Below are 22,847 nucleotides of genomic sequence, written 5' to 3'. Positions count from 1 at the left end.
CGGCTTCTTGTTTCCAACAAGACTTCTTGTCGGATGAACTGATGATGCGTCATGATCGGTCGCATGACTGAGGGTCGGCGCATACGAGGGATGGACGCGGAGCAGCGGAAGGCGCAGCGGCGGCGGCAACTGTTGGAGTCGGCATTGGAGTTGTTTGCGACGCAGGGCTATGCGGCCACGCCCATCGAGCAGTTGTGCCAGCACGCCTTCGTGGGAACGAAGGGCTTCTACGAGACCTTCGACAGTCGCGAGACGTGCTACCTCGCCCTGTTGGCCGAGATCACCGAGCGCACCGAGGCGCGGATGAACGCCCGATTGGCGGAGGGCGCGGACGAGGCGGACCTCGTCGACGCGTTCGCCGAGGCGCTGGTGGGCGACCCCAGGGTCGCGCAGGTCGCCTTCGGCCACGGCATGGCCGTCTCCCCGGCGTTGGAACACGCCCGCCGCGAGAACCGCCGCTGGGCGGCGGCGTTCGTGCTACGGGTGTGGGAAGGCGCCGGCGTGGCCGCCGCACCGGGCGTGGACCTGCGGGTCGCCGCGACGGGGCTGATCGGCGGGATGTTCGACCTGATCGCGGACTGGCTGGTGGAGTCGTCCCCGTCGGACACGGGTTCCCTGCGGGAAGCACTTGCGGGCTTTTACCGTGTCGTCAGAGGGGGAGTTGCACTTCCCTGAGGGGCGCGAGGAACTGCGCGACAAGCCACCCAGGGCAGCAAGATCCCGAGCGGACAGGGCCATCCGCCTCGGCAGGGTTCCTCGCGCAGTTCCCCGCGCCCCTCAAGGGCCTACCGCCCCAGCACCGCCATCGCGGCGTTGTGGCCCGGGATGCCGCTGACGCCGCCGCCGCGCGGGGCGCCCGCGCCGCACAGGAGGAGGTTGGTGGCGTAGGGAGTGCCGACGCCCCAGCGGCCGGCCGTGGGGTCGGCCGCCTCCGCGAAGGGGAGGACGAGCGGGCGGTGGAAGATGTTGCCGCCCGGCAGGCCGAGATCGGCGTCGAGGTCGAGGGGCGTGCGCGCCTCGATGCAGAGCTCGCCGTCGGCGTCGCGGGCGAGGCAGTCGGTGAGCGGCTCGTCCAGCACGGCCTGCAGCGGCGCCAGCACCGCCGCCAGCGCGGCGTCGCGGTCGTGGGCGGGGAAGAGTCGTGCGGGCTGGTGCAGGCCGAAGAGGGTGAGCGTCTGGTGGCCGCGCTCGCGCAGTTCGGGGGAGAGGATGCTCGGGTCGGTCAGCGAGTGGCAGTAGATCTCCGACGGGGCCGGGCTCGGCAGCGCCCCCGCCGCCGCCTGGTCGTAGGCCTGCTCCAACTGCCGGTAGCCCTCGGCGATGTGGAAGGTGCCGGCGAACGCGGCGCGCGGATCGACGGAGCGGTCGCGCAGGCGCGGCAGACGGGTCAGCAGCATGTTGACCTTCAGTTGCGCGCCCTCCACCGGCTCCACCTCGTCCGTGTCCCCGACCAGCCGGGCCAGCTCGCGCGGGGACGCGTTGCACAGCACCCAGCGTGCGCCGACGGTGCGCCCGGCCCCCGTCGCCGTCTCGGTGAACGCCACCTCCGCGGCACTCCCGTCGGCCTGGACGGAGGTCACCTCGCAGCCGGTGAGGATCTCCGCGCCGGCAGCGCGCGCCGCCCGCTCCAGCGCGCCGGAGACGGCGCCCATGCCGCCGACCGGGACGTCCCAGTCGCCGGTGCCGTTGCCGATCACGTGGTAGAGGAAGCACGCGTTCTGCCGCAGCGAGGCGTCGTGCGCGCGGGCGAAGGTGCCGATCAGCGCGTCGGTCAGGACGACGCCGCGGACCACGTCGTCGGCGAACGCCGCCTCGACGGCCTCGCCGATCGGGCGCTCGAACAGCGCCTGCCAGGTCTCCTCGCCCGCCGCGTCGGTGACGAGCTTGCGCAGCGCGGCACGGTCCGGCAGCGGCTCGGTCAGCGTCGGGAAGACCGCCTCGGCGACCCGCCGGGTGCGGTCGTAGAACTCCTGCCACGCGGCGAACTCGACGTCACCGCCGGTCAGCGCGCGGAAGCCGGCGGCCGTCGCACCGCTGTCGCCGTTGTCGACCAGCAGGCCGTGGCCGTCGCCGTAGGGGGTGTAGGAGGAGTAGCGGCGTCGCCGCAGCTCCAGCCGCAGGCCGAGGTCGGCGACGATCTTCCGGGGCAGCAGGCTGACCAGGTACGAGTAGCGCGACAGCCGCGCGTCCACACCGGGGAAGACCCGGGCGGAGACCGCCGCGCCGCCCGCGTGGTCCTGCCGTTCCAGCACCGCGACGCGCCATCCGGCGCGGGCCAGGTAGGCGGCGGCGACCAGCCCGTTGTGGCCGCCACCCACGACGACGGCGTCATAGGCGTCAGAGGCGAGGTTCATGCGAACCGTCCTACCAGGGGCCCCGGGCGTTGCGGAAGAGTGCGTTCAGCGCGTCGTCGTGTCAACGCGGCATACGCAGCTGGAGCCAGCAGGAGAGCCGGTCGTCGGGGTGGTCGAGGTCGATGTCGAAGAGCTCGCCGGCCCGCCGCAGCCGGTACTTCAGCGTGTTGGGGTGGATGGTCAGCTGCGCCGCGGCCTCGCCGATGTTGCCGACCGCGTCCAGCCAGGCCGTCACCGAGGCGCCGAAGGCGGTGCCCTTGGCGCGGTCGTGCTCCAGCATCGCCTCGATGCCCGGGTGGCGCAGGCGCGGCCGACGGGCCAGCTCGTCGCCGACGTGCGCGAGCAGGACCCGCGCGTGCGTCTCGCGCAGCGTCGCGAACGCGGGGGCGTCCGGATCGGCCGTGGTGACGCGCAGCACGTCGTCGACCTCGGCGCGCAGGTCCGGCAGCTCCTCCGGGCCGGTGGCGATCCGGGAGCAGGCGGCGCGCAGCGGCGTCTCCATGCTGCGGTCCAGCACGGCCGCCGCCTGCTCGCCCAGACGGCGGGCGGTCGCGAAGGCCGCGACGGCGTCGTCCAAGGGCAGCAGCACGTAGACGGTGCGGCCGACGGTGGCGACGGAGGCCTCCGCGTGGACGGCCGGCCAGTGGCGCGCGGAGGCGGCGGCGAGGCGGACCAGCAGGTCGTCGGCGGGGGTGTCCACCTCGGTGGCGGGCGCCACGGGGGCGAAGCCGAGGAGGGCGAGCGGCCGCTGCCCGGGCAGGCCCAGCTCGAATCGGACCTCGCGTGCGGAGCGGCGGCCGCGCAGTGCCGCGCGCAGCGCGTCCTCGCGGGCCTGCAGGTCCAACTCGGCGGCGCTGCGGCGGCGCAGCATGTGCAGGGCGGCGAGCCGGGCGCCGTCGAGCATCGCCCGTTCGCCGTCGTCGTCGATCGGCTTCTCGCCCTCGATGGCCCAGATGGTGCCGAGCGGCCGCTGCCCGGCCCGGATCGCGACGGCGGCGCGCGGCAGCTCCGCCTCGGCCAGCACCGGCAGCCGGACCAGGCCCGGCGCGGCCAGTACCTCGCGGTACTGGGCCAGCTGCTCGGGTTGGTGCGGCACCCGGCGCTCCAGGATGCCCTGGCGGCGGTGCTCGTCGATCCGCTGGTCGGGCAGGGTGGAGTAGGCGAGCACCCGGTGGTCCAGGTCCTCGATCGCCACCGCGCCCCCGGTCACCGCCCCGATGGCGTCGGCGAGGGCGTACAACTCCTCGCTTGTCCCACTATGGGTCGGCAGATTCGCCATCTTCATCCCGCGATCTTAGGCGAAATCGCCAATGACTGGAGATGACGCGAGCCTGAACATAAGGGAGCACTTCGGAGGGAGGGACGGAGAGCAGGTCACACTGGTGCGAAACAGGATGAAACGGGAGCGCGGATGGCGGCGACGCAGGTGGCCCACGCGGTGGATCAGGCGAGCCTCGTGGGGCTGTTCCCTTCCGGGACCACGCTGGACGCGACGGGCGCGCTGGTGCTCGGTGGCGTCCCGGTCGCGGAGCTCGCCGAGACCTACGGCACTCCGGCCCTGATCGTCGACGAGGCCCAGATCCGTGCCCGCGCCCGGCAGTACGCCGACGGCCTCGCGGCCCGGTGGCCGAACTCCCGCGCCACCTTCGCCTCCAAGGCCTTCCCCTGCACCGCCGTCTACCGGCTGCTCGCGCAGGAGGGCCTCGGTATCGACGTCGCCGGCGGCGGCGAGCTGACCCTCGCCCTCGCCGCGGGCGCCGACCCGGCCGGCCTGGTCGTCCACGGCAACGCCAAGACCGAGGAGGAGCTGCGCCTCGCCGTCGAGGCCGGCGCCGGAACGATCGTCGTCGACAACTTCGACGACATCGACAAGCTCGAGACCATCCTGAAGTCGACCGGCGGCGAGCAGGGCGTGCTGGTCCGGGTCACCCCCGACATCCGCCCCGACACCCATGAGGCCGTCTCCACCGGGCAGAACGGTTCCAAGTTCGGCCTGCTGCTGCCGCAGGCCCGCGAGGCGATCGCGCGGCTGCGCGGCAGCGACCGGCTCCGGCTGGACGGTGTCCACGTCCACGTCGGCTCGCAGATCCTCGACCTGGAGCCTTTCGCGCAGGCGGTCGAGGCCGTCGCCGAGCTCGGCGAGTTCGCCGTCTACGACCTGGGCGGCGGCCTCGGCTCCCGGTACACCTACACCGATCACCCGCCCACGGTGGAGGCGTACCTCGACGCCATGATCGACGTGGCGAAGCGGCTGCTGCCCGCCGACGCCCGGATCCTCATCGAGCCGGGCCGCTCGATGGTCGCCGAGTCCGGCGTCTCGCTCTACCGGGTCGTCTCCGTCAAGCGCGGCGGCGGTCACACCTTCGTCGCCGTCGACGGCGGCATGGGCGACAACCTCGAGGTCTCGCTCTACCAGCAGCGCTTCGAGGCCGCCGTCGCCACCCGCCCGACCGGCCAGGGCGAACGGTGCCGCCTGGTCGGCCGCCACTGCGAGTCCGGCGACACCCTCAGCGCCGACGTCCCGCTGGACGACCCCCGCGTCGGCGACCTCATCGCCGTGCCGGTCACCGGCGCCTACACGTACTCCCTCAGCAACAACTACAACGGCGCCCGCCGGCCACCGGTGGTCCTCGTCCGCGACGGCGAGCACCGCGCCGTCGTCCGCCGCGAGACCTACGCCGATCTGATGCGGCGCGACCTGCCGTAACGCACCCCTGCTCTTTCCCGTCCCGTACCTCACGTCCGGGACGGGAGGCCACCCTGCCTGCCCTCACCCCCGAAAGGCACCCGCATGCCCCCGAACGATGTGAGACTCCGCCAGCAGCTGCTGCGCCGCAAGCCGGTCTCGGCCTTCATGGCCGACGCTGCCGCCTCCGGTGAGAGCGAGGGCCATGCGAGCGGCGGGCTGCGCCGCACCGTGGGCACCTTCCAGCTCACCATGATCGGCGTCGGAGCCACCATCGGCACGGGCATCTTCTTCACCCTCAGCACGGCCGTCCCCGAGGCCGGACCCGCGGTGATCCTCTCCTTCGTCATCGGCGCGATCACCGCGGCGCTGACCGCCCTCTGCTACGCCGAGCTCACCTCGGCCGTGCCGGTCTCCGGCTCGTCCTACTCCTACGCCTACGCGACGCTCGGCGAGCTCGCGGCCTGGATCGTCGGCTCCTGCCTGCTGCTGGAGTATGCCGTCTCCGGCGCGGCCATCGCGGTCAGTTGGGGCCAGTACCTCAACGACCTGACCCAGCGCCTCTTCGGCTTCACCATGCCGGCGGCGATATCGGCCCCGCCGGGCGCGGGCGGCTACGTCAACCTGCCGGGCGTGGTCCTGGTGGCCCTGTGCTGCCTGCTGCTGATGCGCGGCAGCAAGGAGTCCGCGGTCGTCAACACGGTCATGGTGTTGATCAAGCTGGGCGTCCTGGTCCTCTTCGTGGTCATCGGCGTCACGGGCTTCCACAGCAGCAACCTGCACCCTTTCGCGCCGCTCGGCTTCGCGGGGATCAGCGCGGCGGCCTCCTCGGTCTTCTTCTCCTTCATCGGTCTCGACGCGGTCTCCACGGCCGGCGAGGAGGTCAAGAACCCGCAGAAGACGCTGCCGCGCGCCATCATCGGCGCCCTGCTGGTCGTCACCGCCTTCTACTGCGTCGTCGCCTTCGTCGGCGTCGGCGCGCAGAAGTGGACTCTCTTCAACGGCCAGGACGCGGGCCTGTCCGCGATCCTCCAGCGCGTCACCGGCCAGACCTGGCCCGGTGCGGTGCTGTCCGCGGGCGCGGTGATCTCCATCGTCAGCGTCACCCTGGTCGTCATCTACGGCCAGACCCGCATCCTCTACTCCATGGGGCGCGACGGCATGCTGCCGCCGGTCTTCCGCAAGGTGAACCCGCGCAGCGGTACGCCGGTCGGCAACACCCTCATCGTCGGCGGGTTCATCGCGGCGCTGGCGGCGTTCGTGCCGCTGGACTGGCTGGCCAACCTCACCTCCATGGGCACGCTGGTCGCCTTCGCGGTCGTCTCGTTCGGCGTGATCGTGCTGCGCCGGCGCGAGCCGGGCCTCGAGCGGGGCTTCCGGGTACCGGGGTACCCGGTGGTGCCGGCGCTGTCGGTGGTCTTCTGCGGCTACCTGATCTGGAACCTGCCGGGGGAGACGTTCGTGTTCTTCGCCGGCTGGCTGGTGCTGGCCCTGGCGGTGTACTTCGGGTACAGCCGCAAGCACTCCCGTCTTGGCCGTCAGGTGGCGGAGAGCCCGGAGGCCGTGCTCGTCGAGTAGGTGCACCCTCCCGGGGCGCGGGGAACTGCGCGACAAGCCACCGGCGTGCGGATGGTCCTCCCGGAACAGGGCCGTCCGCACGCCTTCGGTTTCTCGCGCAGTTCCCCGCGCCCCATGGCCGGCGTTCGTGCTGACCCCACCCGACAAAGCACGTGGCAGCGCCATGTCTCCCGGCACCCCCTCCGCGACACCGTGGAGGCATGTCGAAAACCGATTCACCCGCCCTCGAAGCGCGTGGTCTGACTCGCCGTTACGGCGGGCGGACCGTCGTGGACGATGTCTCGTTCCGGGTCCTGCCGGGCCGGGTCACCGGCTTTCTCGGACCGAACGGGGCCGGGAAGTCCACCACGCTGCGCCTGCTGCTCGGCCTGGAGCGACCCGACCGTGGGGACGCCCTCGTCCTCGGGCGGCCCTACGCCGAGCTGGACGCGCCCGCGAGGAGCGTCGGTGCGCTGCTGGAGGCGCGTTCGTTCCATCCCGGGCGGTCCGCCAGGAACCACCTGCGCGCGCTCGCCCGCTCCTCCGCGCTGCCGGACCACCGTGTCGACGACGTGCTCGCGCAGGTGGGGCTGACCGAGGCCGCCGACCGCCGGGCCGGAGCGCTCTCGCTCGGGATGGGTCAGCGGCTCGGCATCGCCGCCGCGCTGCTCGGTGACCCGCGTGTGCTCGTGCTCGACGAGCCCGTGAACGGGCTGGACCCGGAGGGCATCCTCTGGGTGCGCACGCTCGCGAAGCGCCTCGCCGCCGAGGGGCACGCCGTGCTGATCTCCTCGCACCTGATGACCGAGATGGCGCTGACCGCCGACCACCTGCTCGTCATCGGCCGGGGCCGGCTCCTCGCCGACTGCTCGACCGCCGAGTTCATCGAGCGGCACACCGAGCCGGAGCTCTACGCCGCCACTCCTGCGGTCGCCCGCCCTGCCCTGCTGGAAGAGGCCTTCCTGCGCCTCACCACCGTCTGAGCGCGTAGAGAGGACAGACCGACATGTCGATGACGACCGCTCCCCGCTTCCCCGACCTCCTGGTCGGCGAGCGGACCAAGTTCACCTCGCTGCGCTCCACCTGGTGGTGCCTCGGTGTGCTCACCGTGCTCGGCGTGGGGTTCAACGCGCTCGTGCCCGCGCTGATGTCCGGGAGCTGGAACACGATGGACCCGGCCACCCGCGCGCGGTTCCGGGGCGACACCCTCGGGTTGGTGCTGCAGCCGGGCGCCGAGTGGGCGCAGATCGCCGCGTGTGTGCTGGGAGCGCTGCTGTTCGCCTCGGAGTTCTCGACCGGGATGATCCGGTCCACGGTCCTCGCGTCGCCGCGTCGCACACCGGTGCTCGCCGCCAAGGCGGCGGTTTTCGCGGCCGTGCTGTTCGCGCTGGGGGTGCTGATCGCCGTCCCGTCGCTGCTGCTCGGCTCGGCGCTGGTGAGCGCGCACGCCACGCTCGCCCTGGGCTCGCCGACGACGCTTCGGGCCGTGCTCGGGTTCGGGCTCTACCTCGCGCTGACGGGCGTGCTCGCGCTCAGCCTCGGCGCGCTGGTCCGGCACACGGCCGCGGCGGTCGCGACGGTCCTGGCGATCCAGTTCGTGCTGCCCGCGGCCCTCGCGTTCCTGCCCGGCTCCGCCGGCAGCCACATCGCCCAGGCCCTGCCGTCGGCGGGAGACGTGATGCTGGGCAGCGGGCACGACGCGTCCTCGGTCTACTCCCCGCTCCAGGGGCTGCTGATCCTGGCCGCCTGGACCGCCGTCGCCTACGCCGCCGCGCACGTCTCCCTGACAAAGCGCAACGTGTGATCACCAGATGAGCAAGACTGTGCGGATGGCCCGGACGATCAAGCGCGCGCTGCGGGAGCCGCTGTCCGCCCGTACCTGGCGCGAGCTGGTGTACTCGCTGCTCAGCGCGCCGTTCGCGCTGCTCGGGCTGGCCGCCGTGCTGGCCACCTGTCTGCTGGGAATCCTTTCCGCCGGGGTGATCCTGCTGCCGCTGCTGCCGCTGCTGCTGGCCGTCGATCGGGCCTTGGCCGCCGCCTACCGGGGGATGGCCCGGTCGCTGCTGGGTCTGGAGGTCGAGGTGCCGCCGCGTCCGCCGCGCGGGCACGGCGCCGGCGGATGGCTGGCGCGCAACCTCGTGGACGTCTCCTCCTGGCGGGCCGTCGGCTATCTGGCGATCCGCTTCCCGCTCGGGCTGGTGCAGTTCCTGCTCGGCTTCGGCTGGTGGCTCTACAGCCTGCTCTTCCTGCTCTACCCGCTGATGTGGCGGCTGCAGGCGGACACCGCCACCCACAAGGGCGGGGGTGATCCCGGGTTGGGGATCGCCGGGTTCCGGTTCGACACCTGGGCCCGCTCGCTGATCCTGGTGGCCTTCGGCGTGCTGGCCCTGCTGGTGTGGCCGTGGGTGCAGCGGCTGCCCCTGCTGCTGGACCGGTGGCTGATGGTCCGCCTGCTCGGTCCCTCCGCCTCGCAGCGGCGCCTGGTGCTGCTGGAGGAGACCCGCGAGCTGGCGATCACCGAGGCGGCGGCCACGCTGCGCCGGATCGAGCGGGACCTGCACGACGGCGCGCAGGCGCGGATCATCGCCCTCGGCATGCGGCTGGGCCGGGCCGAGTCGCGGCTGCTCAAGGGCGACGCGGAGAAGGCGGTCGAGCTGATCGCCGAGGCCCGGGCGGAGACCCGCGAGATCGTGCAGGAGCTGCGCGAGCTGGTGCGCGGCATCCACCCGCCCGCGCTCGACTCGGGCCTGGAGGCCGCGCTCACGACGCTGGCCGCCCGGGCGCCGCTGCCGACGACCGTCCGCGTCGCCGTCGGGGAGCGGCCGCAGGCGGCCGTGGAGACGATGCTCTACTTCGCCGCCGCCGAGCTGCTGGCCAACGCGGCCAAGCACGCCGACGCGCAGCAGGCCGCCATCGCGGTGCTGGAGTCGGACGGCAGGCTGCGCCTGCTGGTCACCGACGACGGCCGCGGCGGCGCGACCCTGGCCGGGGCCGGCTCCGGCCTGCGCGGGCTCGCCGAGCGGGTCCGGGTCGCGGACGGTCTGCTGACCGTCGACAGCCCGCCCGGCGGGCCCACCACCGTCACTGTCGAGCTGGAAAGGCGTTGAGCACACCCATGCGCGTCGTTGTCGCCGAGGACACCGCGATCCTGCGGGTCGGTCTGGTGCAGTTGCTGGAGGACGAGGGCCACGAGGTGGTCGCGGCGGTCGCCGACGGCGTGCAGCTGCTCGCGGCGGCCGCCGAGCACGAGCCGGACGCCGTGGTCAGCGACGTGCGGATGCCGCCCTCGCACACCGACGAGGGCCTGCGCGCGGTGATCGAGCTGCGCGCCAGGCGGCCCGGACTGCCGGTGCTGATCTTCTCGCAGTACGTGGAGACCCAGTACGCCTCCCGGCTGCTGGCGGGCGGCTCGGCGGGCGTCGGCTACCTGCTCAAGGAGCGGGTCCTGGACACGCGGGACTTCGTCGACGCCCTGGAGCGGGTCGCGGCGGGCGGCACCGCGCTGGACCCGGAGGTCGTCACGCAGCTCGTCGGCGCCAGCCCCGTCCGCGGCACGATCGACGGGCTCAGCCCGCGCGAGCGTGAGGTGCTCGGGCTGATGGCGCAGGGCCGCTCCAACTCGGCAATCGCCCGGGAGCTCGTGGTCACCGAGCGGGCGGTGGAGAAGCACGTCGCCAACATCTTCCTCAAGCTGGACCTGCCCGTCTCCGCGGCCGACCACCGTCGGGTGCTGGCGGTGCTGCGCCACCTCGGGGCCTGAGGCATCCGATTGCAGGGCGTGTGATTCCAGGGCGTCTGATTCCAAGCTCTACGCCCCAACGGGTGGAAGCTCACCCGTTCGGCGCGTACGTGGTCGCCGCCGGAGTGCGGGCGTGTGAGCGTGGGCCTTGAGTTGTTGAAGACGTGCCCGAACCATCGGAGGCCTCCGTGTCCGTTTCCACTGCCCGCGTCCGCACCTCGGCCGTGGCCGTCGCGATGGCCGGCACCCTGCTGGTCCTGCCCGCCTGCTCGTCCAACAAGACGAGCAACAACGTCAGCGGTGCCGGCGTCGCGGCCACGGCGAGCGCGACCAGCAGCGCGGACCGGGTCAAGCTGGCCAAGACCAAGTTCGTCCTCAACGCCGGTCTGGCCGCGGGCGCGACCTACCAGTGGATCTACAAGCCCTTCAAGGCCGGTACCTTCAAGAGCGGCGCGAAGGGCCGCACCACCGCCCTGATCAAGGGCGCGCTGGCGGCGGGCTTCACCTACAACCGCGCCAAGGCCGCGCTCACCGACGCCAAGGGCGACCCGACGCTGTCGAAGGCGACGACGGCGCTCTCCAGCGCCGTGGACAGCCTGAAGAACCTGCCGAGCAAGATCAAGAACGGCAGCGCGACGGACGCGGACTTCAACCAGCTCACCAATGTGACGAACAGCATCAAGAGCGCCGGTGCGGCCAACGGCGCCCCCGTCACCGACCAGATCCCCAGCGCGGGCCAGCTGACGCAGATGGTCACCAGCTGACCCGGCCCCGGCCGCGAGGGCCCGTTGCGCGCGAGCGCACCGGGCCCTTCGTCGTCAGCCCTTCGTCGTCACCTGATCCTCATGGGATCGCCACAGAAGTCACCCCTGGCACACAGCACCGTCCCCGCGGCCGTATCCTGCTCTGTACGCGTCCCGGTGGCCCCGGGCGCGGGGCGTGAAAGGGGCACCAGTGGAATCCGCGGGCAAGGTCGACGCCTGGTGGCGTAGGTGGCTCCGGCTGGGCGGTCGCCCCGACGAGGCGGACGCCGCCGCCGAGCGCGCCAGACGCCTGCGCGTGCTGCTGGACGCCGCCCGCGCGGGCTTCCCGGTGGCCCCGGCCGCGCATGCGGTCGACTTCACCTGCTCCTGTGACCGGGTCGGCTGTCCGGCCCCCGCACAGCACCCGCTCTCCTTCGCCTGGCAGTCCCAGGCCACCACCGACTTCGACCAGATCACCCGTTGGCTCGTCCGCGACCCGGACGCCAACGCGATCACCCCGACCGGCCGCGTCCACGACGTCCTCGACGTCCCGACGGAGGCCGGTCGTCTCGCACTGGAGCGCCTCGCCGAGGCCGGCGTCGCCGCCGGACCGGTCGCCGCGCTCGGCGAGGACCGCTGGTTCTTCTTCACCACGACCCGCTCGCCCCTGGACGAGGACGAGTGGTGGACCTCCGAGCTCGACTCCCACCCCGACGAGGCCGCGGACGAACACCCCGGCCTGCGCTGGCACACCCGCGGCAGCTACGTGCTGCTGCCGCCCAGCCGTCTGGCCGACGGCAGCGAGGTCACCTGGGTCCGCGGCCCCGACCATCCGCTGCCGGATCCGCTGCGCCTGCTGGACGTGCTCACCGACGCCTGCGCCGAGGTCGGGGCCCCGGCGCTCGGCGAGCAGTGGCTGATTCGCTAGTCGCTCCCGCTACGGGAGGGTGAGGATCTCCGAGCCGTCCTCGGTGACCACGAGCGTGTGCTCGAACTGAGCGGTGCGCTTGCGGTCCTTGGTCACCACCGTCCAGCCGTCGGCCCAGATGTCGTGGCGGTAGTCGCCCAGGGTCAGCATCGGCTCGATGGTGAAGGTCATGCCGGGCTGCATCACCGTGGTGGCGAACTCGCTGTCGTAGTGCGGGATGATCAGGCCGGAGTGGAACGACGTGTTGATCCCGTGTCCGGTGAAGTCGCGGACGACGCCGTAGCCGAAGCGCTTGGCGTAGGACTCGATCACCCGCCCGATCACGTTGACCTGCCGCCCCGGCTTGACCGCCGCGATGCCACGGCGGGTCGCCTCCCGGGTGCGCTCGACGAGCAGCTTGGACTCCTCGTCCACGTCGCCCACGAGGAAGGTGGCGTTGAGGTCGCCGTGGACGCCGTGGATGAACGCCGTCACGTCGAGGTTGACGATGTCGCCGTCCTGCAGCACGGTCGAGTCCGGGATGCCGTGGCAGATCACCTCGTTGACGGAGGTGCAGATCGACTTCGGGAAGCCCCGGTAGCCGAGGTCGGACGGGTAGGCCTCGTGGTCGCACATGTACGCGTGCGCGATCCGGTCGAGCTCGTCCGTGGTCACCCCCGGCGCGATCACGGCAGCCGCCGCGTCCATCGCCTGTGCGGCGATACGACCGGCGATCCGCATCTTCTCGATGGTCTCGGCGGTCTGCACCTCCGGCCCGTCGTAGGGCCGGGGGGCCTTGCGGCCCACGTACTCCGGGCGCGGGATGTGCGCGGGCACGGGGCGGGTGGGAGAGAGCGTTCCAGGGACGAGGGGTGCCATGGTGGTCATCCTAATCAGCGGGTACACCCTCGGTGCGGGACGTCGAGGACGAGGGAGCGGATGATGGCGAAGCAGGCGACCGGCAAGCCGGGCGAGTGGTTCTGGTGCCTCAAGCACGCCAAGGTCGAGGAGGGCCCGGAATGCCCGGCCCGCAACCGCCTCGGCCCGTACCCGACGGCGGAGGCCGCGTCCCACGCGCTGGAACGCGTGGCGGAACGCAACGAGGACTGGGACACCGATCCGCGCTGGCAGTAGTCGCACCATCCAGGGGCGCGACTGGCTGCCGTGCACGAACTGAGACAAGCTGGGCACCCACCTGACGTGGTGACAAGCGGTGTGGCAGGGTGGCACCACGAAACTCGCACGGTGGGGGAAGACCGGTGGCACGTGGCAAGGACAGTTCGCGCATAGGCGTGCGTGTCGGCGCCGCGCTCGGCGCGGCCGTTCTGCTGGGCCTGGCCGCCGTCGCGATGAACGCCGCGAAGGGGACGGCGCTCGCGGGTGACGGGCCGGAGAAGGGCAAGTGGGGGCTGCTGGCCTTCGGCATCCTCGTGCTGGCGATCCCGCTGACCCTCCGCGCGCGGCGCAGCCAGGACGCGCTGGCCGAGGAGACGCCCGCCCAGGCGCGCATCTCCTCGCTGATCGTGCCGGGCTTCGTACTGATGGCCGTGGCCACCTTCGTCGGGATCGCCGTCCTCGGCACCCAGAGCCACCAGCCGCCCCCGCTGCAGCCGCCGCAGGGCATCTCCGCCGCGACGCAGGGACAGCAGGCACCCACGTCGTACCCGCCGGAGCAGCCGGCCCGGACGACCCCGCCGGGTCAGCCGAAGATCGACTTCAAGTCCCTGTTCTACGGCTTCCTGTGGCTCCTCGCCATCGCCGCGCTGATCACGCTGGCGGTGCTGGTGACGCGCTGGCTGATGGCCCGTCGGCGCACCGGCGAGGGCGAGGACGGCGTCGTCATCGGCGCGGACGCGGGTGACGGCACCGAGGAGGCGCTGGCCGACGCGGTCCAGGCGGGGCGGGCCGCGCTCGCCGACGACCCGGACCCGCGGACGGCGATCATCGCCTGCTACGCGGCGATGGAGGCCTCCCTCGCGCAGGGCGGCATCAGCCGCCGCAAGGCCGACACCCCGACCGAACTGCTGCAGCGTGCCGTCGAGTCGGAGCTCGTCCAGGGCCCCGCCGCGCGGAGCCTGACCGAGCTGTTCAGCGAGGCCCGCTACTCCACCCACCCGATGGGCGAGCACCAGCGCGACCAGGCCCGTGCGGCGCTGGAGGACATCGGCGCCCACCTCGCCGCCGCCGCGGCGGCCACGGAGGCCGTCCACGGCCCGCGCGAGGAGATCGAGATCTGATGTCGGCCATGTCCTCCGATCCGCAGTCCCCGACCATGCGCGGAGCCGTCCCCTCCGCCTTCCCCGGCTACGACGCGGGGATCCGCCCGTCCCACCCCGCGCCGCAGCGCGGCGGCCCGCTCGGGCCGAACCTGTTTCCGCTGCTCGCGCTCGCCGGCTTCGGGCTGGTGTGCCTGGCCGCCCTGTGGGCCGTCGGCGGGGTCGCGGGGCTCTCCGTCGGGGTGGTGCTGCTCGTCGCCGCCGGTGCCTGGGTGGCGCGGTGGATCGCCGGGGCGGGCGTGATGGACGACGGCGCGCGGCGCCACGGCCGGCTCGTCGGGAAGCGTGAGCCCACCCTGCGCTACTGGGACGCCGCCGTCAGCGACGCCGTCCGCACCCCGGAGGGCTACGCGCTGCACCTGTACCCGTTGGTGCTGCGCCTGTACGAGGTGAAGCTGGCGGAACGTCACGGCGTCTCGCTGCGCACGCAGCCCGACCGCGCGGCGGCGATCCTCGGACCGCAGCTGTGGCCGCTGCTGGACCCGATGCTGCCCCGCACGCCGACCGCGATCCGCCAGGCGCGGCAGGCCGGCTACCGACACGTGCCCGACCCGCGGCCCCTGACGCCCGCGCAGGTGGAGGCTCTCGTGGCCCGCCTGGAAACCCTGTGACCGCCCTGACGTCTCCACCGTCTTCACCGTCTTCGAGGAGCACCGTGACCGCCTCCGTAACGGACCAGTTGACCCCGCAGCAGGCGGGGGTGCGCGCCCACGCGGTGCTGGACGAGATCGAGCGCGCCGTGGTCGGCAAGCGCTCCGCGCTGGAGCTGGTGATGCTCGGCGTGCTGGCCGGCGGCCACGTGCTGATCGAGGACCTGCCGGGTCTCGGCAAGACGCTGCTGGCCCGCTCCTTCGCGACGGTGCTGGGCCTGGACTTCCGCCGGATCCAGTTCACCCCGGACCTGCTGCCCTCGGACGTGACCGGCGCGCCCTTCTACGACCAGCGCACCGGCGAGATGGTCTTCCGGCCCGGCCCCGTCTTCGCCCACCTGCTGCTGGCCGACGAGATCAACCGCACGCCCCCGAAGACCCAGGCGGCGCTGCTGGAGGCGATGGCCGAGGCCCAGGTCTCCGTCGACGGCGTGACCCGCGAGCTGCCGAAGCCGTTCGTCGTCATCGCGACCGACAACCCGATCGAGTACGAGGGCACCTACGCGCTGCCCGAGGCCCAGCTCGACCGGTTCCTGCTGCGGGTGCGGATGGGCTACCTGCCCGTGGCCGAGGAGGCGGCGATGCTCCGTCGCCGCCTGGACCGCAGCGCGCCCGAGGCGGTGCTGAACACCCTCAGCAACCCTGGCGAGGTGCTGGCCATGCGCGACGCGCTGGAGCGCGTCGAGGTCAACGCCGACCTGGTCGACTACGTGGTCGCGCTGGTCGACGCGACCCGTCGGCACGCGCAGATCCAGGTCGGCGCCTCGCCGCGCGGCGGTCTCGCGCTGGTGCAGCTGGCCCGCGCCCGGGCCGTGATGGCCGGTCGCGACTTCGTCGTCCCGGAGGACGTGAAGGCCGTCGCGCTGCCCGCGCTGGCGCACCGGATCACCCTCAAGCCGGAGCTGTGGGTGCGCCGGATCTCCGCCGACGACGTCATCGCCGGCGTGGTGCAGAGCGTGCCGACGCCGCAGACCACCCCGCAGACCGCCCCGCAGGTGGCCCCGCAGACGGCCCCGGTCGGCGCATGATCCACGCGCTGGACCGGGTGCTCGGCGGGCAGCCGCAGGGCACCGACCACGAGGAGATCCCCGGCGCCCCGGCGGCGGGCGTCCGGCTGACCGAGCGCGCCGTGCGGCTGCTGTCGGTCGCCGTGGCCGCGCTGGCGATCGCGCTCGTCACCGGTCAGCCGTGGCTGCTCGCGCTCGCCGCCGGTCCGCTGTGCCTGCTGCTGCTCGCCGCGCTCGGCCCCCACCGGGTCACCGGCGACCCGCTGGTGGCCGGGGGACAGGTGCACCGGTCCAGCCTGCGGGTCTTCGAGGGTGAGCCGGTCACCGCGCGGTTCCAGGTGGCCTTCGCCGGGTCGGCCGAGTGGCTCGACCCCGGCGTCGTGGTCGGGGCCGGCTGCGAGCTGGTCTCGGTGGAGTCGCACGGGGCCGAGCTGGTCCTGAACTTCGTCGCGCGTCGTTGGGGCCGCTGGTCCCTCGGTACGGTCGACGTGGACGTCCACGACCGCGGCGGGCTGCTGCGTCGCACGCTGCGTGTCGAGCTCGGCCAGATCGAGGTCTTCCCCGACCCCGCCGACGGCGGCCTCACGCCCGTTCCGGTGCTGCTGCCGGGGAACCTCGGCGAGCACACCTCCCGCCAGCAGGGCGAGGGCGTCGAGGTGATCGGCACCCGCCCGTTCGTCTGGGGCGAGCGGCAGCGCCGCATCAACTGGGCCGCCACCACCCGGCGCGGCGGCGCGGTCCAGCTCCAGCAGTTCGCCTCCGAGCGCGCCGCCGACGTGGTGGTGCTGCTCGACGCCTTCGCCGACCTGCGCGATCCCGCCACCGGCGGGTCCAGTCTCGACGAGTCCCTGCGCGTCGCCGCCGGCATCGTCCGCGCCTACCTGCGCAGCCACGACCGGGTCGGCGTGGTGTCCGTCGGCGGCAAGCTGCACTGGCTCCAGCCGGGCCAGGGCGACCAGTACTTCTACCGCCTGGTGCAGACCGTCCTCGACGTGCGCCGCGACCTCGCCTACCAGACCCCGGACCTGAACCGCCTGCCTCCGCCGGCCCTGCCGCACGGCGCGCTCGTCCACGCGGTCACGCCGCTCGCGGACAACCGCATGATGGGCGTGCTCGGCGGGCTGGCCGAGCGCGGCAACCCGGTGGTGGTCGTGGAGATCCCGATCGGCGACCCGCGCTCCGAGGACGGCGAGTTCTCCGAGCAGCTCGCGCTGCGGCTGTGGCGGCTGGACCGGGAGGCACTGCGGTTCAGTCTGACCGAGAAGGGCATCCCGGTCGCGGCCTGGGAGGGCGGCACCCTCGACCTCACCTTCGCGCCGCTGCTGCGCACCCGGATCCAAGGGAGGCTGCGATGAGCGGCACCGTCGACGCGGGGACCGCCACCGGTACGGCCACCGCCACCACCGTGGACCCCGATGCGGAGGCGCAGTACGCGAGTTCGGAGTCGGAACTGTTCGCGGCGCGCGGCCTGGGCCTGGCGATGGCACTGGCCGCCGCGGACCCCGTGAACCTGGTCCACGCCGGTGCCCCGCTGGAGGCCGGGATCGTCCGGATCGTCCTGCTGGCGCTGATGGCGTTGGCGGCCTGGTTCACGGCGGCACCGGTCGTGGCCCGACCCGTCACCGGTGACCACCGGTGGGCCTCCGCGCTGTCGCGGCACCGCAACACCGTGCTGGCAGTGGGTTTCGTGGTGGCCGTCGCCCTCGGTGATCCGCCGGTGTGGATGATGACCTGCGACGCCGGGCTGCTCCTGGCCTACCTGCTCTTCGTCGACGGCGCGGCCGCCGGCCCGCCCGGCGCTGCGCAGCTTCGCGACTGGCCCGCGGTGGTGGCCGCGGTGGCGGCCACCGGTCTGGTGCTGGCCGGTGCGACGGTCTCCGTCGCCACCGCCGACTCCTGGGCCCGGGCGACGGCGGGGCTGCTGGTGCTGGCGGTGGCCACGGGCGTCGCGCTGACGGTGCGCCGAAGTCGCGGCTGATCCGGGATCAGCCGAAGGCGGTGTGGTCCCGGTGCAGCGCCATGCGGGTCGGGAGCGCGCCACCCGGGCCCACGGCGCCGGGGCCGTGGTAGCGGGGGCAGGCCAGTGACCAGACCAGGTTGCCGCTGAGCATCAGCTCCCATGCCGTCAGGTACCGGTCCGTGGCCTCCGCGCCGTCGGAGCGCAGGGTGCGGGCCGCGGCGAGGAAGTTCTCCTCGGCGGCGGCGATCCGCGCGCAGACCGTGTCCGTCGCCTGCTGGAGCGTCAGCCCCTCGGCGTCGCGCAGCACGGCGAGGGCGTTCATCGGCTCGCCCGCGAAGTACTCCTTGCGGAACGACAGCAGGTCGTTGACCAGGATCGTGTGCACGAAGCAGGCCCGGTGCAGCTCCGTCCAGGCGGCCGCGTCCGCCGCCTCCTGCAGCGCCGTCAGGTCCGGCAGGCCCAGCCCGTGCTCGATGGCCACGCCGACCAGGTCGAAGGCGGAGTCCGCGTAGCGGGCGGCGAGGTACGCGTCGTAGCCGCGCAGCGCCTCGCGCGCCGTCCGCTCCTTGGCCGCCCCGGCCGCGACGACCTCGGAGAATCCGGCGACGAAGCGCGCCCACAGCCGGTCCGGCACGCCCTCCCGGGCCCGGGTCAGCGTCCGTGCCAGCAGCCGCAGCGGCGCCGAGCCGGCGCCGTCGCCGGCCTCGCCGCGCAGGACCGCCAGGTAGTCCGCGGCCCTGGCCCGCTCGCTCGCCTCGTCGTCGGCGACGTCGTCCAGCAGGAACAGTGCGGACGCGGCCACGCAGATCCCGACCAGCCGGGCCGCCTCCGCGTCCGGCAGCACCGCGCACATCAGGCTGACGCCCTCGCACTCGCCGAACAGCCGCTCCGCGCCGGGCAGGCGCAGGCCGCCGAGCGCGGTGCGGAACCACGCGTCGTGGTCGGCGCGGACGGCGTCGACGTCGGGGTGGGCGCGCGCCGGGCGCAGGCGTCCGTGGGGCAGCGCCAGGTCCAGCACCAGCAGTGCGCCGTCCTCCTGCCCGCGTGGCGGGGTCGTGGCGCTCTGCCTCATCCGGAACCTCCCGCGCGTGCGTCCGTTGCCGCGTCCGGCTTCTCGCGCCCGGACGGTCACTGCTCAGCCAACGACGCGTGCCGCCCGACGGCACGCGGGATACGCCCAGCCGTGTGGCCCTGCCGCGCTGTGCGCGGGCCGGGCGTCAGGCGGACGCGGTGGGAACCTCGTCACAGGCGGGTTCCGCGGCCGCGGCGCGGTGTGCGGCGAGGGCGAGCGCGTGCGGGTCGCTGCGGGCGTCGAACCGCCACAGCCCGGGGAGCGCCAGCGCCAGCGCGCCGACACCGACCACGCAGGCCACGCCGCCTGCCCAGACGGATGTGCGCACGCCCATGGCCGCGGCCGTCCACCCCGCGCGGACGGAGGCGAGCTGCGGTCCGACGGAGTAGCTGAGCAGCTCCACCCCGGCCAGCCGGCCGCGCAGCTCGTCGGGGATGGTGCTGTTCCACAGCGAGGCCCGGAACAGCCCGCTCACCATGTCCGCGCCGCCCGCGAGGACCAGGCAGGCGAGGACCGCCCACACGTCGCCGAGCAGCCCGGCGCCGGCGATCGCGGCTCCCCAGCAGCAGGCCGCCGCCACGATCCAGCGGCCGTACCGGTGGACCCGCGAGGCCCAGGCACTGGTCACCGACACCAGCAGCGAGCCGACCGCGAACGACGCGTACATCAGGCCGAGCGCCCAGGCGGCGTGCAGTCTCTCCGCGAGGAAGGGGAAGACCGCGACCGGCATGGCGAAGAGCATCGCCGCGATGTCGACGGCGTAGCTGCCGAGCAGGTCGGGGCGGCCGCGGGCGTAGCGCAGCCCGGTCACCAGGGATCCGACCGACGCCCGCTCCGCGTCGGGAGCCGGTGGCACCGGGCGCAGGCGCGCCAGCAGCAGCACCGAGACGACGAAGGTCGCCAGGTCCACCTCGAACGCGACGCCGATCCCGGCGGTGGTGGCGATCAGCCCGGCCAGGGCGGGCCCGACGATCGCGCCCACGCTCCAGCGCACCGAGTTGAGCGCGGCGGCGGCGGTCTGCTGGTCGCGCCCGACGAGCTGTGGGGTGAGCGCGTCGATGGAGGGCCGCTGCAGCGCGGAAGCGGCCGAACTGCACGCGGCGACGAGGTAGAGCGGCCAGACCGCCGGGTGGGGCAGCAGTGTGTCGACGACCAGACCGAGGCTGCACAGGCCCTGGACGGCCTCGGTCCGCAGCACGATCCGCCGCCGGTCCCAGGCGTCCGCGAGCGCGCCGCCCCACAGTCCGCAGACCACCAGCGGGCCCAACTCCACGGCGCCCACGGCTCCGACCGCCAGCGTGGACCCGGTCAGCGCCTTCAGCTCCAGCGGCAGCGCGACCATGGTGAGAAAGCTCCCGAACAGCGTGACCGCGCCGGCCGTCCACAACAGCCGGAAGTCCCGCGAGCCACGCCACGGGGTCAGGTCCATTCCGAGCTTCACATCCAGCCACGCTGCCCGCTGCGGGGTGCTGGTGGCAACTGGTTTGCCGACCGCCTCAGTGTCGGGGCGCCTCACCCGTGAACGGGCCGTCGGTGACGAAGCGGTGGAGCAGGCGGGAGAAGGTGCGCGCGTCCTCGGCCGGCCAGGAGGCGAGGGAGGCGTCGATGTGCGCGGCCAGGCGCCCGCGGGTGGTGGCCACGACCGCTTCGCCCGCGTCGGTGAGGGCGAGCAGCGTCGCGCGGGCGTCGCAGGGGTCGGGATCGCGCCGCAGCAGGCCGGCCCGCTGAAGGCGGTCGGCGCGCCGGGTGACGGTGGTGCGGTCCAGGCCGATCTCGCGTCCGAGGTCCGCGGCGCTGCGGGCGCCTGCCCGGTCCAGGCCGCTGAGCAGCGGGTAGGTGAGGGCGTCGACCGCCTCGCCCAGCCCCTCGGTCAGTGCGGCGTGGAGGTGCTCGCGGGTGCTGCGGGTCAGCAGCACGCCCAGCGCGTCGGCGATCTCGTGTCCTGGCTCGTTCGTCACGCCCCCAGATTAGCGTGCTCGAAGCACGCTTCTTGGGCTAGGGTGAATGCGTGCCTCAAGCACGCATTCACCAGAGGAGAAGGAACGCTCATGCCTCGTACCGACATCACCACGGCCCTGACCGACCTGCTGTTCACGCCCGGCCTCGACCTCGACACCGCCGTCGACCGGCACTTCGCCCCGGACTACCGCCAGCGCACCGACGGCCGCTGGGACGACCGTGGGCAGTTCCTCACGCACATCGCCCACCTGCGTGACGTCGTCGCGCACGGCTCGGTGACGGTGCACGACGAGCTCGCCGACGGCGACCGGTACGCCGACCGGCACACCGTCCACGTCACCAAGAAGGACGGGTCCGCCGTCCGCATGGAGGTCTACCTCTTCGGGGAGTTCGCCCCGGACGGGCGCTTCCGCCGCATCGAGGAGACCACGCTGCTGCTGGAAGGAGCCGACGTCGACCGGGACCTGGGCAGCGCGCGCTGACCTCACCAACCCAGCGGCGGCGGGGGAGCGGTGAGGTGGTCGAGCAGGCGGGCCAGGCGTCCGCGCAGGCCGGCGGACGGGCGCCGGGGCGTGGCGGGGTCGCCCGCGGCCGCGCTGACGAGGTGTTGGACCAGCTCGAACGAGGGCGCGCCCGGGTCGGGGACGACCGTCAGGGCCTCGTGCGCGAGGCCGCGCAGCTCGGGGTCGGCCGCCTCCAGGGCCAGGACCGTCGCGCCGACGCGCCGCGCGTCGTGCACCCGCTCGAGCAGGCCCGCGTCGGCCACCTCGGGCGCCACGACGAAGACCGTCTCACCCCGCCGCGCCTCCTCCAGGCGCGCGAGTGGGACCGACAGATGCGCGGGCGCCCCTGGTGGAACGTGGTGGCGAACCAGGACCGGGGAGAGCGCGGGCAGGTCGGCATAGGCCGCCTCGTCGGCCAGGTGCGCCGCCAGGTGCCACGGCTCCTCCGCCTCCGTGCCGACCAGCAGCAGACCCCCGGGGCGCGCCACGTCCCGCAGCGTGCCGGCGAAGCCGCGCGTGCGTGCGATCCACGGGGTGTCCGCGAGCAACTCCCGCAGCATTGTGACCCTCACCGCATCCATGGATGCCATGCTCCCGCACCGGCACACCGGGATGGGAGGATCTGTCCATGAGTACCCCTGATGCAGCGTCGGCCGGCGCCCCCGCCGCGACCGCCCGGACGCCCCACGACCTGCCCGACGTCACCGGCCTCGTGGTCGGGGTCCTCGGCGGCACCGGCCCGCAGGGTCGTGGCCTCGCCTACCGGCTGGCCAAGGCTGGCCAGCAGGTGGTCATCGGCTCGCGCAGCGCGGACCGAGCCGCCGCGGCCGCCGCCGAGTTGGGCCTCGGCGTGCGCGGCGCGGACAACGCGGCGACGGCCGCGGAGAGCGACGTCGTGATCGTCGCGGTGCCGTGGGAGGGCCACGCCGAACTGCTCACCTCGCTGCGCGCCGAGCTCGCGGGCAAGATCGTCGTCGACTGCGTCAACCCGCTGGGCTTCGACAAGCAGGGCGCCTACGCCCTCAAGCCGGAGGAGGGCAGCGCCGCGCAGCAGGCCGCCGCGCTGCTGCCCGGCTCCCGGGTGACGGCGGCGTTCCACCACCTCTCGGCGGTGCTGCTGGAGGACCGCGAGGTCGACGAGATCGACATCGACGTGCTGGTGCTGGGCGAGGAGCGGGCCGCGACGGACGTCGTCCAGGCGCTGGCCGCCCGGATCCCCGGCATGCGCGGCGTCTTCGCCGGCCGCCTGCGCAACGCCCACCAGGTCGAGTCGCTGGTGGCCAACCTGATCTCGGTCAACCGCCGCTACAAGGCCCATGCGGGCCTGCGCATCACCGACGTCTGATCCGCCGCGTGCCTCGGCGCGCGGACCCCGGGTCGGAAGCACGCGGGCCGGAGAGGGAGAATGGCTCCCTGTCCGGCCCGTTCGTTCAC

At 73.5% G+C, this 22,847-nt stretch carries 24 protein-coding genes; 17 read left to right on the top strand and 7 right to left on the bottom strand.

Translation table 11 applies throughout. The features are described from left to right. Window positions 1–63: 63 nt before the first annotated feature. Window positions 64–675 carry a TetR/AcrR family transcriptional regulator gene (locus tag BMY61_RS29725; protein ID WP_236655965.1) on the top strand — a complete coding sequence of 204 codons (612 nt, stop codon included), beginning with the start codon at window positions 64–66 and terminating at the stop codon, window positions 673–675. A gap of 110 nt (window positions 676–785) precedes the next feature. Here the strand turns inward: BMY61_RS29725 and BMY61_RS29720 are convergent, their stop codons facing one another. Next, window positions 786–2,354, bottom strand: a complete 1,569-nt coding sequence (locus BMY61_RS29720) for a phytoene desaturase family protein (protein ID WP_042446059.1) — start codon at window positions 2,352–2,354, stop codon at window positions 786–788. 61 nt (window positions 2,355–2,415) lie between these two features. Next, window positions 2,416–3,639, bottom strand: a complete 1,224-nt coding sequence (locus tag BMY61_RS29715; RefSeq protein ID WP_143094582.1) for a PucR family transcriptional regulator — start codon at window positions 3,637–3,639, stop codon at window positions 2,416–2,418. Window positions 3,640–3,765: 126 nt separating this feature from the next. Here BMY61_RS29715 and lysA point away from each other — a divergent pair, with 126 nt between their 5' ends. From lysA to BMY61_RS29675, 8 genes are all read left to right on the top strand, one after another. Continuing rightward, a complete protein-coding gene (lysA, locus tag BMY61_RS29710; protein WP_042446053.1) occupies window positions 3,766–5,061 on the top strand; it encodes a diaminopimelate decarboxylase in 1,296 nt (431 codons plus the stop codon). Between the two features lie 84 nt (window positions 5,062–5,145). Then, a complete protein-coding gene (locus tag BMY61_RS29705) occupies window positions 5,146–6,618 on the top strand; it encodes an APC family permease (protein WP_042446050.1) in 1,473 nt (490 codons plus the stop codon). 200 nt (window positions 6,619–6,818) lie between these two features. Next, window positions 6,819–7,580: an ABC transporter ATP-binding protein gene (locus tag BMY61_RS29700; RefSeq protein ID WP_075004113.1), complete on the top strand. Its 762-nt coding sequence runs from the start codon at window positions 6,819–6,821 to the stop codon at window positions 7,578–7,580. A gap of 23 nt (window positions 7,581–7,603) precedes the next feature. Next, entirely contained in the window at window positions 7,604–8,401 is a 798-nt protein-coding gene (locus tag BMY61_RS29695) for a hypothetical protein (RefSeq protein ID WP_042446047.1), read from the top strand. A gap of 7 nt (window positions 8,402–8,408) precedes the next feature. Beyond that, window positions 8,409–9,704, top strand: a complete 1,296-nt coding sequence (locus BMY61_RS29690; RefSeq protein ID WP_063773225.1) for a sensor histidine kinase — start codon at window positions 8,409–8,411, stop codon at window positions 9,702–9,704. Between the two features lie 8 nt (window positions 9,705–9,712). Further along, window positions 9,713–10,357: a response regulator gene (locus tag BMY61_RS29685; RefSeq protein WP_042446046.1), complete on the top strand. Its 645-nt coding sequence runs from the start codon at window positions 9,713–9,715 to the stop codon at window positions 10,355–10,357. A gap of 167 nt (window positions 10,358–10,524) precedes the next feature. Continuing rightward, window positions 10,525–11,100, top strand: a complete 576-nt coding sequence (locus BMY61_RS29680; RefSeq protein ID WP_236655964.1) for a hypothetical protein — start codon at window positions 10,525–10,527, stop codon at window positions 11,098–11,100. Window positions 11,101–11,290: 190 nt separating this feature from the next. Beyond that, complete coding sequence (locus BMY61_RS29675) at window positions 11,291–12,007, top strand: bifunctional DNA primase/polymerase (RefSeq protein WP_052438591.1); 717 nt, start codon at window positions 11,291–11,293, stop codon at window positions 12,005–12,007. Window positions 12,008–12,016: 9 nt separating this feature from the next. Here BMY61_RS29675 and map read toward each other — a convergent pair whose 3' ends face one another. Further along, window positions 12,017–12,865: a type I methionyl aminopeptidase gene (map, locus tag BMY61_RS29670; protein ID WP_425314717.1), complete on the bottom strand. Its 849-nt coding sequence runs from the start codon at window positions 12,863–12,865 to the stop codon at window positions 12,017–12,019. A gap of 60 nt (window positions 12,866–12,925) precedes the next feature. Here map and BMY61_RS29665 point away from each other — a divergent pair, with 60 nt between their 5' ends. The 6 genes from BMY61_RS29665 to BMY61_RS46565 all read left to right on the top strand — a co-directional run bounded on the left by BMY61_RS29665 (window position 12,926) and on the right by BMY61_RS46565 (window position 17,897). Further along, the gene (locus tag BMY61_RS29665; protein WP_042446039.1) at window positions 12,926–13,120 is read left to right on the top strand and encodes a hypothetical protein; all 195 of its coding nucleotides are present in this window, start codon (window positions 12,926–12,928) and stop codon (window positions 13,118–13,120) included. Between the two features lie 125 nt (window positions 13,121–13,245). Next, window positions 13,246–14,223: a DUF4129 domain-containing protein gene (locus BMY61_RS29660; protein WP_143094581.1), complete on the top strand. Its 978-nt coding sequence runs from the start codon at window positions 13,246–13,248 to the stop codon at window positions 14,221–14,223. A gap of 8 nt (window positions 14,224–14,231) precedes the next feature. Continuing rightward, window positions 14,232–14,873, top strand: coding sequence for a hypothetical protein (locus BMY61_RS29655; RefSeq protein ID WP_143094580.1), 642 nt, complete (start codon window positions 14,232–14,234; stop codon window positions 14,871–14,873). Window positions 14,874–14,917: 44 nt separating this feature from the next. Further along, complete coding sequence (locus BMY61_RS29650) at window positions 14,918–15,940, top strand: AAA family ATPase (protein ID WP_042446036.1); 1,023 nt, start codon at window positions 14,918–14,920, stop codon at window positions 15,938–15,940. Next, entirely contained in the window at window positions 15,937–17,274 is a 1,338-nt protein-coding gene (locus BMY61_RS29645) for a DUF58 domain-containing protein (protein ID WP_042446032.1), read from the top strand. Before BMY61_RS29650 ends, BMY61_RS29645 begins: the two co-directional genes overlap by 4 nt. Continuing rightward, a complete protein-coding gene (locus BMY61_RS46565; RefSeq protein WP_052438588.1) occupies window positions 17,271–17,897 on the top strand; it encodes a hypothetical protein in 627 nt (208 codons plus the stop codon). Before BMY61_RS29645 ends, BMY61_RS46565 begins: the two co-directional genes overlap by 4 nt. 7 nt (window positions 17,898–17,904) lie before the next feature. Here BMY61_RS46565 and BMY61_RS29635 read toward each other — a convergent pair whose 3' ends face one another. The 3 genes from BMY61_RS29635 to BMY61_RS29625 form a co-directional block, all read right to left on the bottom strand. Next, window positions 17,905–18,951, bottom strand: coding sequence for a terpene synthase family protein (locus BMY61_RS29635; RefSeq protein WP_042446029.1), 1,047 nt, complete (start codon window positions 18,949–18,951; stop codon window positions 17,905–17,907). A gap of 145 nt (window positions 18,952–19,096) precedes the next feature. Next, on the bottom strand, window positions 19,097–20,380 hold the full coding sequence (locus BMY61_RS29630) for an MFS transporter (RefSeq protein WP_042446027.1): 1,284 nt from the start codon (window positions 20,378–20,380) through the stop codon (window positions 19,097–19,099). A 67-nt stretch (window positions 20,381–20,447) separates the two neighbouring features. After that, window positions 20,448–20,909, bottom strand: coding sequence for a MarR family winged helix-turn-helix transcriptional regulator (locus tag BMY61_RS29625; protein WP_042446024.1), 462 nt, complete (start codon window positions 20,907–20,909; stop codon window positions 20,448–20,450). A gap of 90 nt (window positions 20,910–20,999) precedes the next feature. Here BMY61_RS29625 and BMY61_RS29620 point away from each other — a divergent pair, with 90 nt between their 5' ends. Beyond that, entirely contained in the window at window positions 21,000–21,392 is a 393-nt protein-coding gene (locus BMY61_RS29620; protein ID WP_042446021.1) for a nuclear transport factor 2 family protein, read from the top strand. Window positions 21,393–21,394: 2 nt separating this feature from the next. Here BMY61_RS29620 and BMY61_RS29615 read toward each other — a convergent pair whose 3' ends face one another. Further along, window positions 21,395–21,994: a hypothetical protein gene (locus tag BMY61_RS29615; protein WP_042446018.1), complete on the bottom strand. Its 600-nt coding sequence runs from the start codon at window positions 21,992–21,994 to the stop codon at window positions 21,395–21,397. A 47-nt stretch (window positions 21,995–22,041) separates the two neighbouring features. Between BMY61_RS29615 and npdG the strand changes: the two genes are divergently transcribed. Further along, window positions 22,042–22,758 (top strand): NADPH-dependent F420 reductase, encoded by a 717-nt coding sequence (npdG, locus tag BMY61_RS29610; RefSeq protein WP_042446015.1) that lies wholly within the window; start codon window positions 22,042–22,044, stop codon window positions 22,756–22,758. Window positions 22,759–22,847: the final 89 nt, after the last annotated feature.

Origin of the sequence: Streptacidiphilus jiangxiensis, assembly GCF_900109465.1 — a bacterium.
Lineage (GTDB): Bacteria > Actinomycetota > Actinomycetes > Streptomycetales > Streptomycetaceae > Streptacidiphilus > Streptacidiphilus jiangxiensis.
Note: the sequence above shows the minus strand (reverse complement) of the source record. Positions and strands in the feature narration are given on the sequence as shown.

What these genes read in the sequence shown, in the direction of transcription:
- BMY61_RS29665 (WP_042446039.1), top strand. Translation starts at nt 12,926, where the DNA reads ATGATGGCGAAGCAGGCGACCGGCAAGCCGGGCGAGTGGTTCTGGTGC.
- BMY61_RS29620 (WP_042446021.1), top strand. Translation starts at nt 21,000, where the DNA reads ATGCCTCGTACCGACATCACCACGGCCCTGACCGACCTGCTGTTCACG.
- BMY61_RS29715 (WP_143094582.1), bottom strand. Translation starts at nt 3,639, where the DNA reads ATGAAGATGGCGAATCTGCCGACCCATAGTGGGACAAGCGAGGAGTTG.
- BMY61_RS29645 (WP_042446032.1), top strand. Translation starts at nt 15,937, where the DNA reads ATGATCCACGCGCTGGACCGGGTGCTCGGCGGGCAGCCGCAGGGCACC.
- BMY61_RS29630 (WP_042446027.1), bottom strand. Translation starts at nt 20,380, where the DNA reads ATGGACCTGACCCCGTGGCGTGGCTCGCGGGACTTCCGGCTGTTGTGG.
- map (WP_425314717.1), bottom strand. Translation starts at nt 12,865, where the DNA reads ATGGCACCCCTCGTCCCTGGAACGCTCTCTCCCACCCGCCCCGTGCCC.
- BMY61_RS29720 (WP_042446059.1), bottom strand. Translation starts at nt 2,354, where the DNA reads ATGAACCTCGCCTCTGACGCCTATGACGCCGTCGTCGTGGGTGGCGGC.
- npdG (WP_042446015.1), top strand. Translation starts at nt 22,042, where the DNA reads ATGAGTACCCCTGATGCAGCGTCGGCCGGCGCCCCCGCCGCGACCGCC.
- BMY61_RS46565 (WP_052438588.1), top strand. Translation starts at nt 17,271, where the DNA reads ATGAGCGGCACCGTCGACGCGGGGACCGCCACCGGTACGGCCACCGCC.
- BMY61_RS29690 (WP_063773225.1), top strand. Translation starts at nt 8,409, where the DNA reads ATGAGCAAGACTGTGCGGATGGCCCGGACGATCAAGCGCGCGCTGCGG.
- BMY61_RS29635 (WP_042446029.1), bottom strand. Translation starts at nt 18,951, where the DNA reads ATGAGGCAGAGCGCCACGACCCCGCCACGCGGGCAGGAGGACGGCGCA.
- lysA (WP_042446053.1), top strand. Translation starts at nt 3,766, where the DNA reads ATGGCGGCGACGCAGGTGGCCCACGCGGTGGATCAGGCGAGCCTCGTG.
- BMY61_RS29695 (WP_042446047.1), top strand. Translation starts at nt 7,604, where the DNA reads ATGTCGATGACGACCGCTCCCCGCTTCCCCGACCTCCTGGTCGGCGAG.
- BMY61_RS29685 (WP_042446046.1), top strand. Translation starts at nt 9,713, where the DNA reads ATGCGCGTCGTTGTCGCCGAGGACACCGCGATCCTGCGGGTCGGTCTG.
- BMY61_RS29700 (WP_075004113.1), top strand. Translation starts at nt 6,819, where the DNA reads ATGTCGAAAACCGATTCACCCGCCCTCGAAGCGCGTGGTCTGACTCGC.
- BMY61_RS29725 (WP_236655965.1), top strand. Translation starts at nt 64, where the DNA reads ATGACTGAGGGTCGGCGCATACGAGGGATGGACGCGGAGCAGCGGAAG.
- BMY61_RS29615 (WP_042446018.1), bottom strand. Translation starts at nt 21,994, where the DNA reads ATGGATGCGGTGAGGGTCACAATGCTGCGGGAGTTGCTCGCGGACACC.
- BMY61_RS29655 (WP_143094580.1), top strand. Translation starts at nt 14,232, where the DNA reads ATGTCCTCCGATCCGCAGTCCCCGACCATGCGCGGAGCCGTCCCCTCC.
- BMY61_RS29705 (WP_042446050.1), top strand. Translation starts at nt 5,146, where the DNA reads ATGCCCCCGAACGATGTGAGACTCCGCCAGCAGCTGCTGCGCCGCAAG.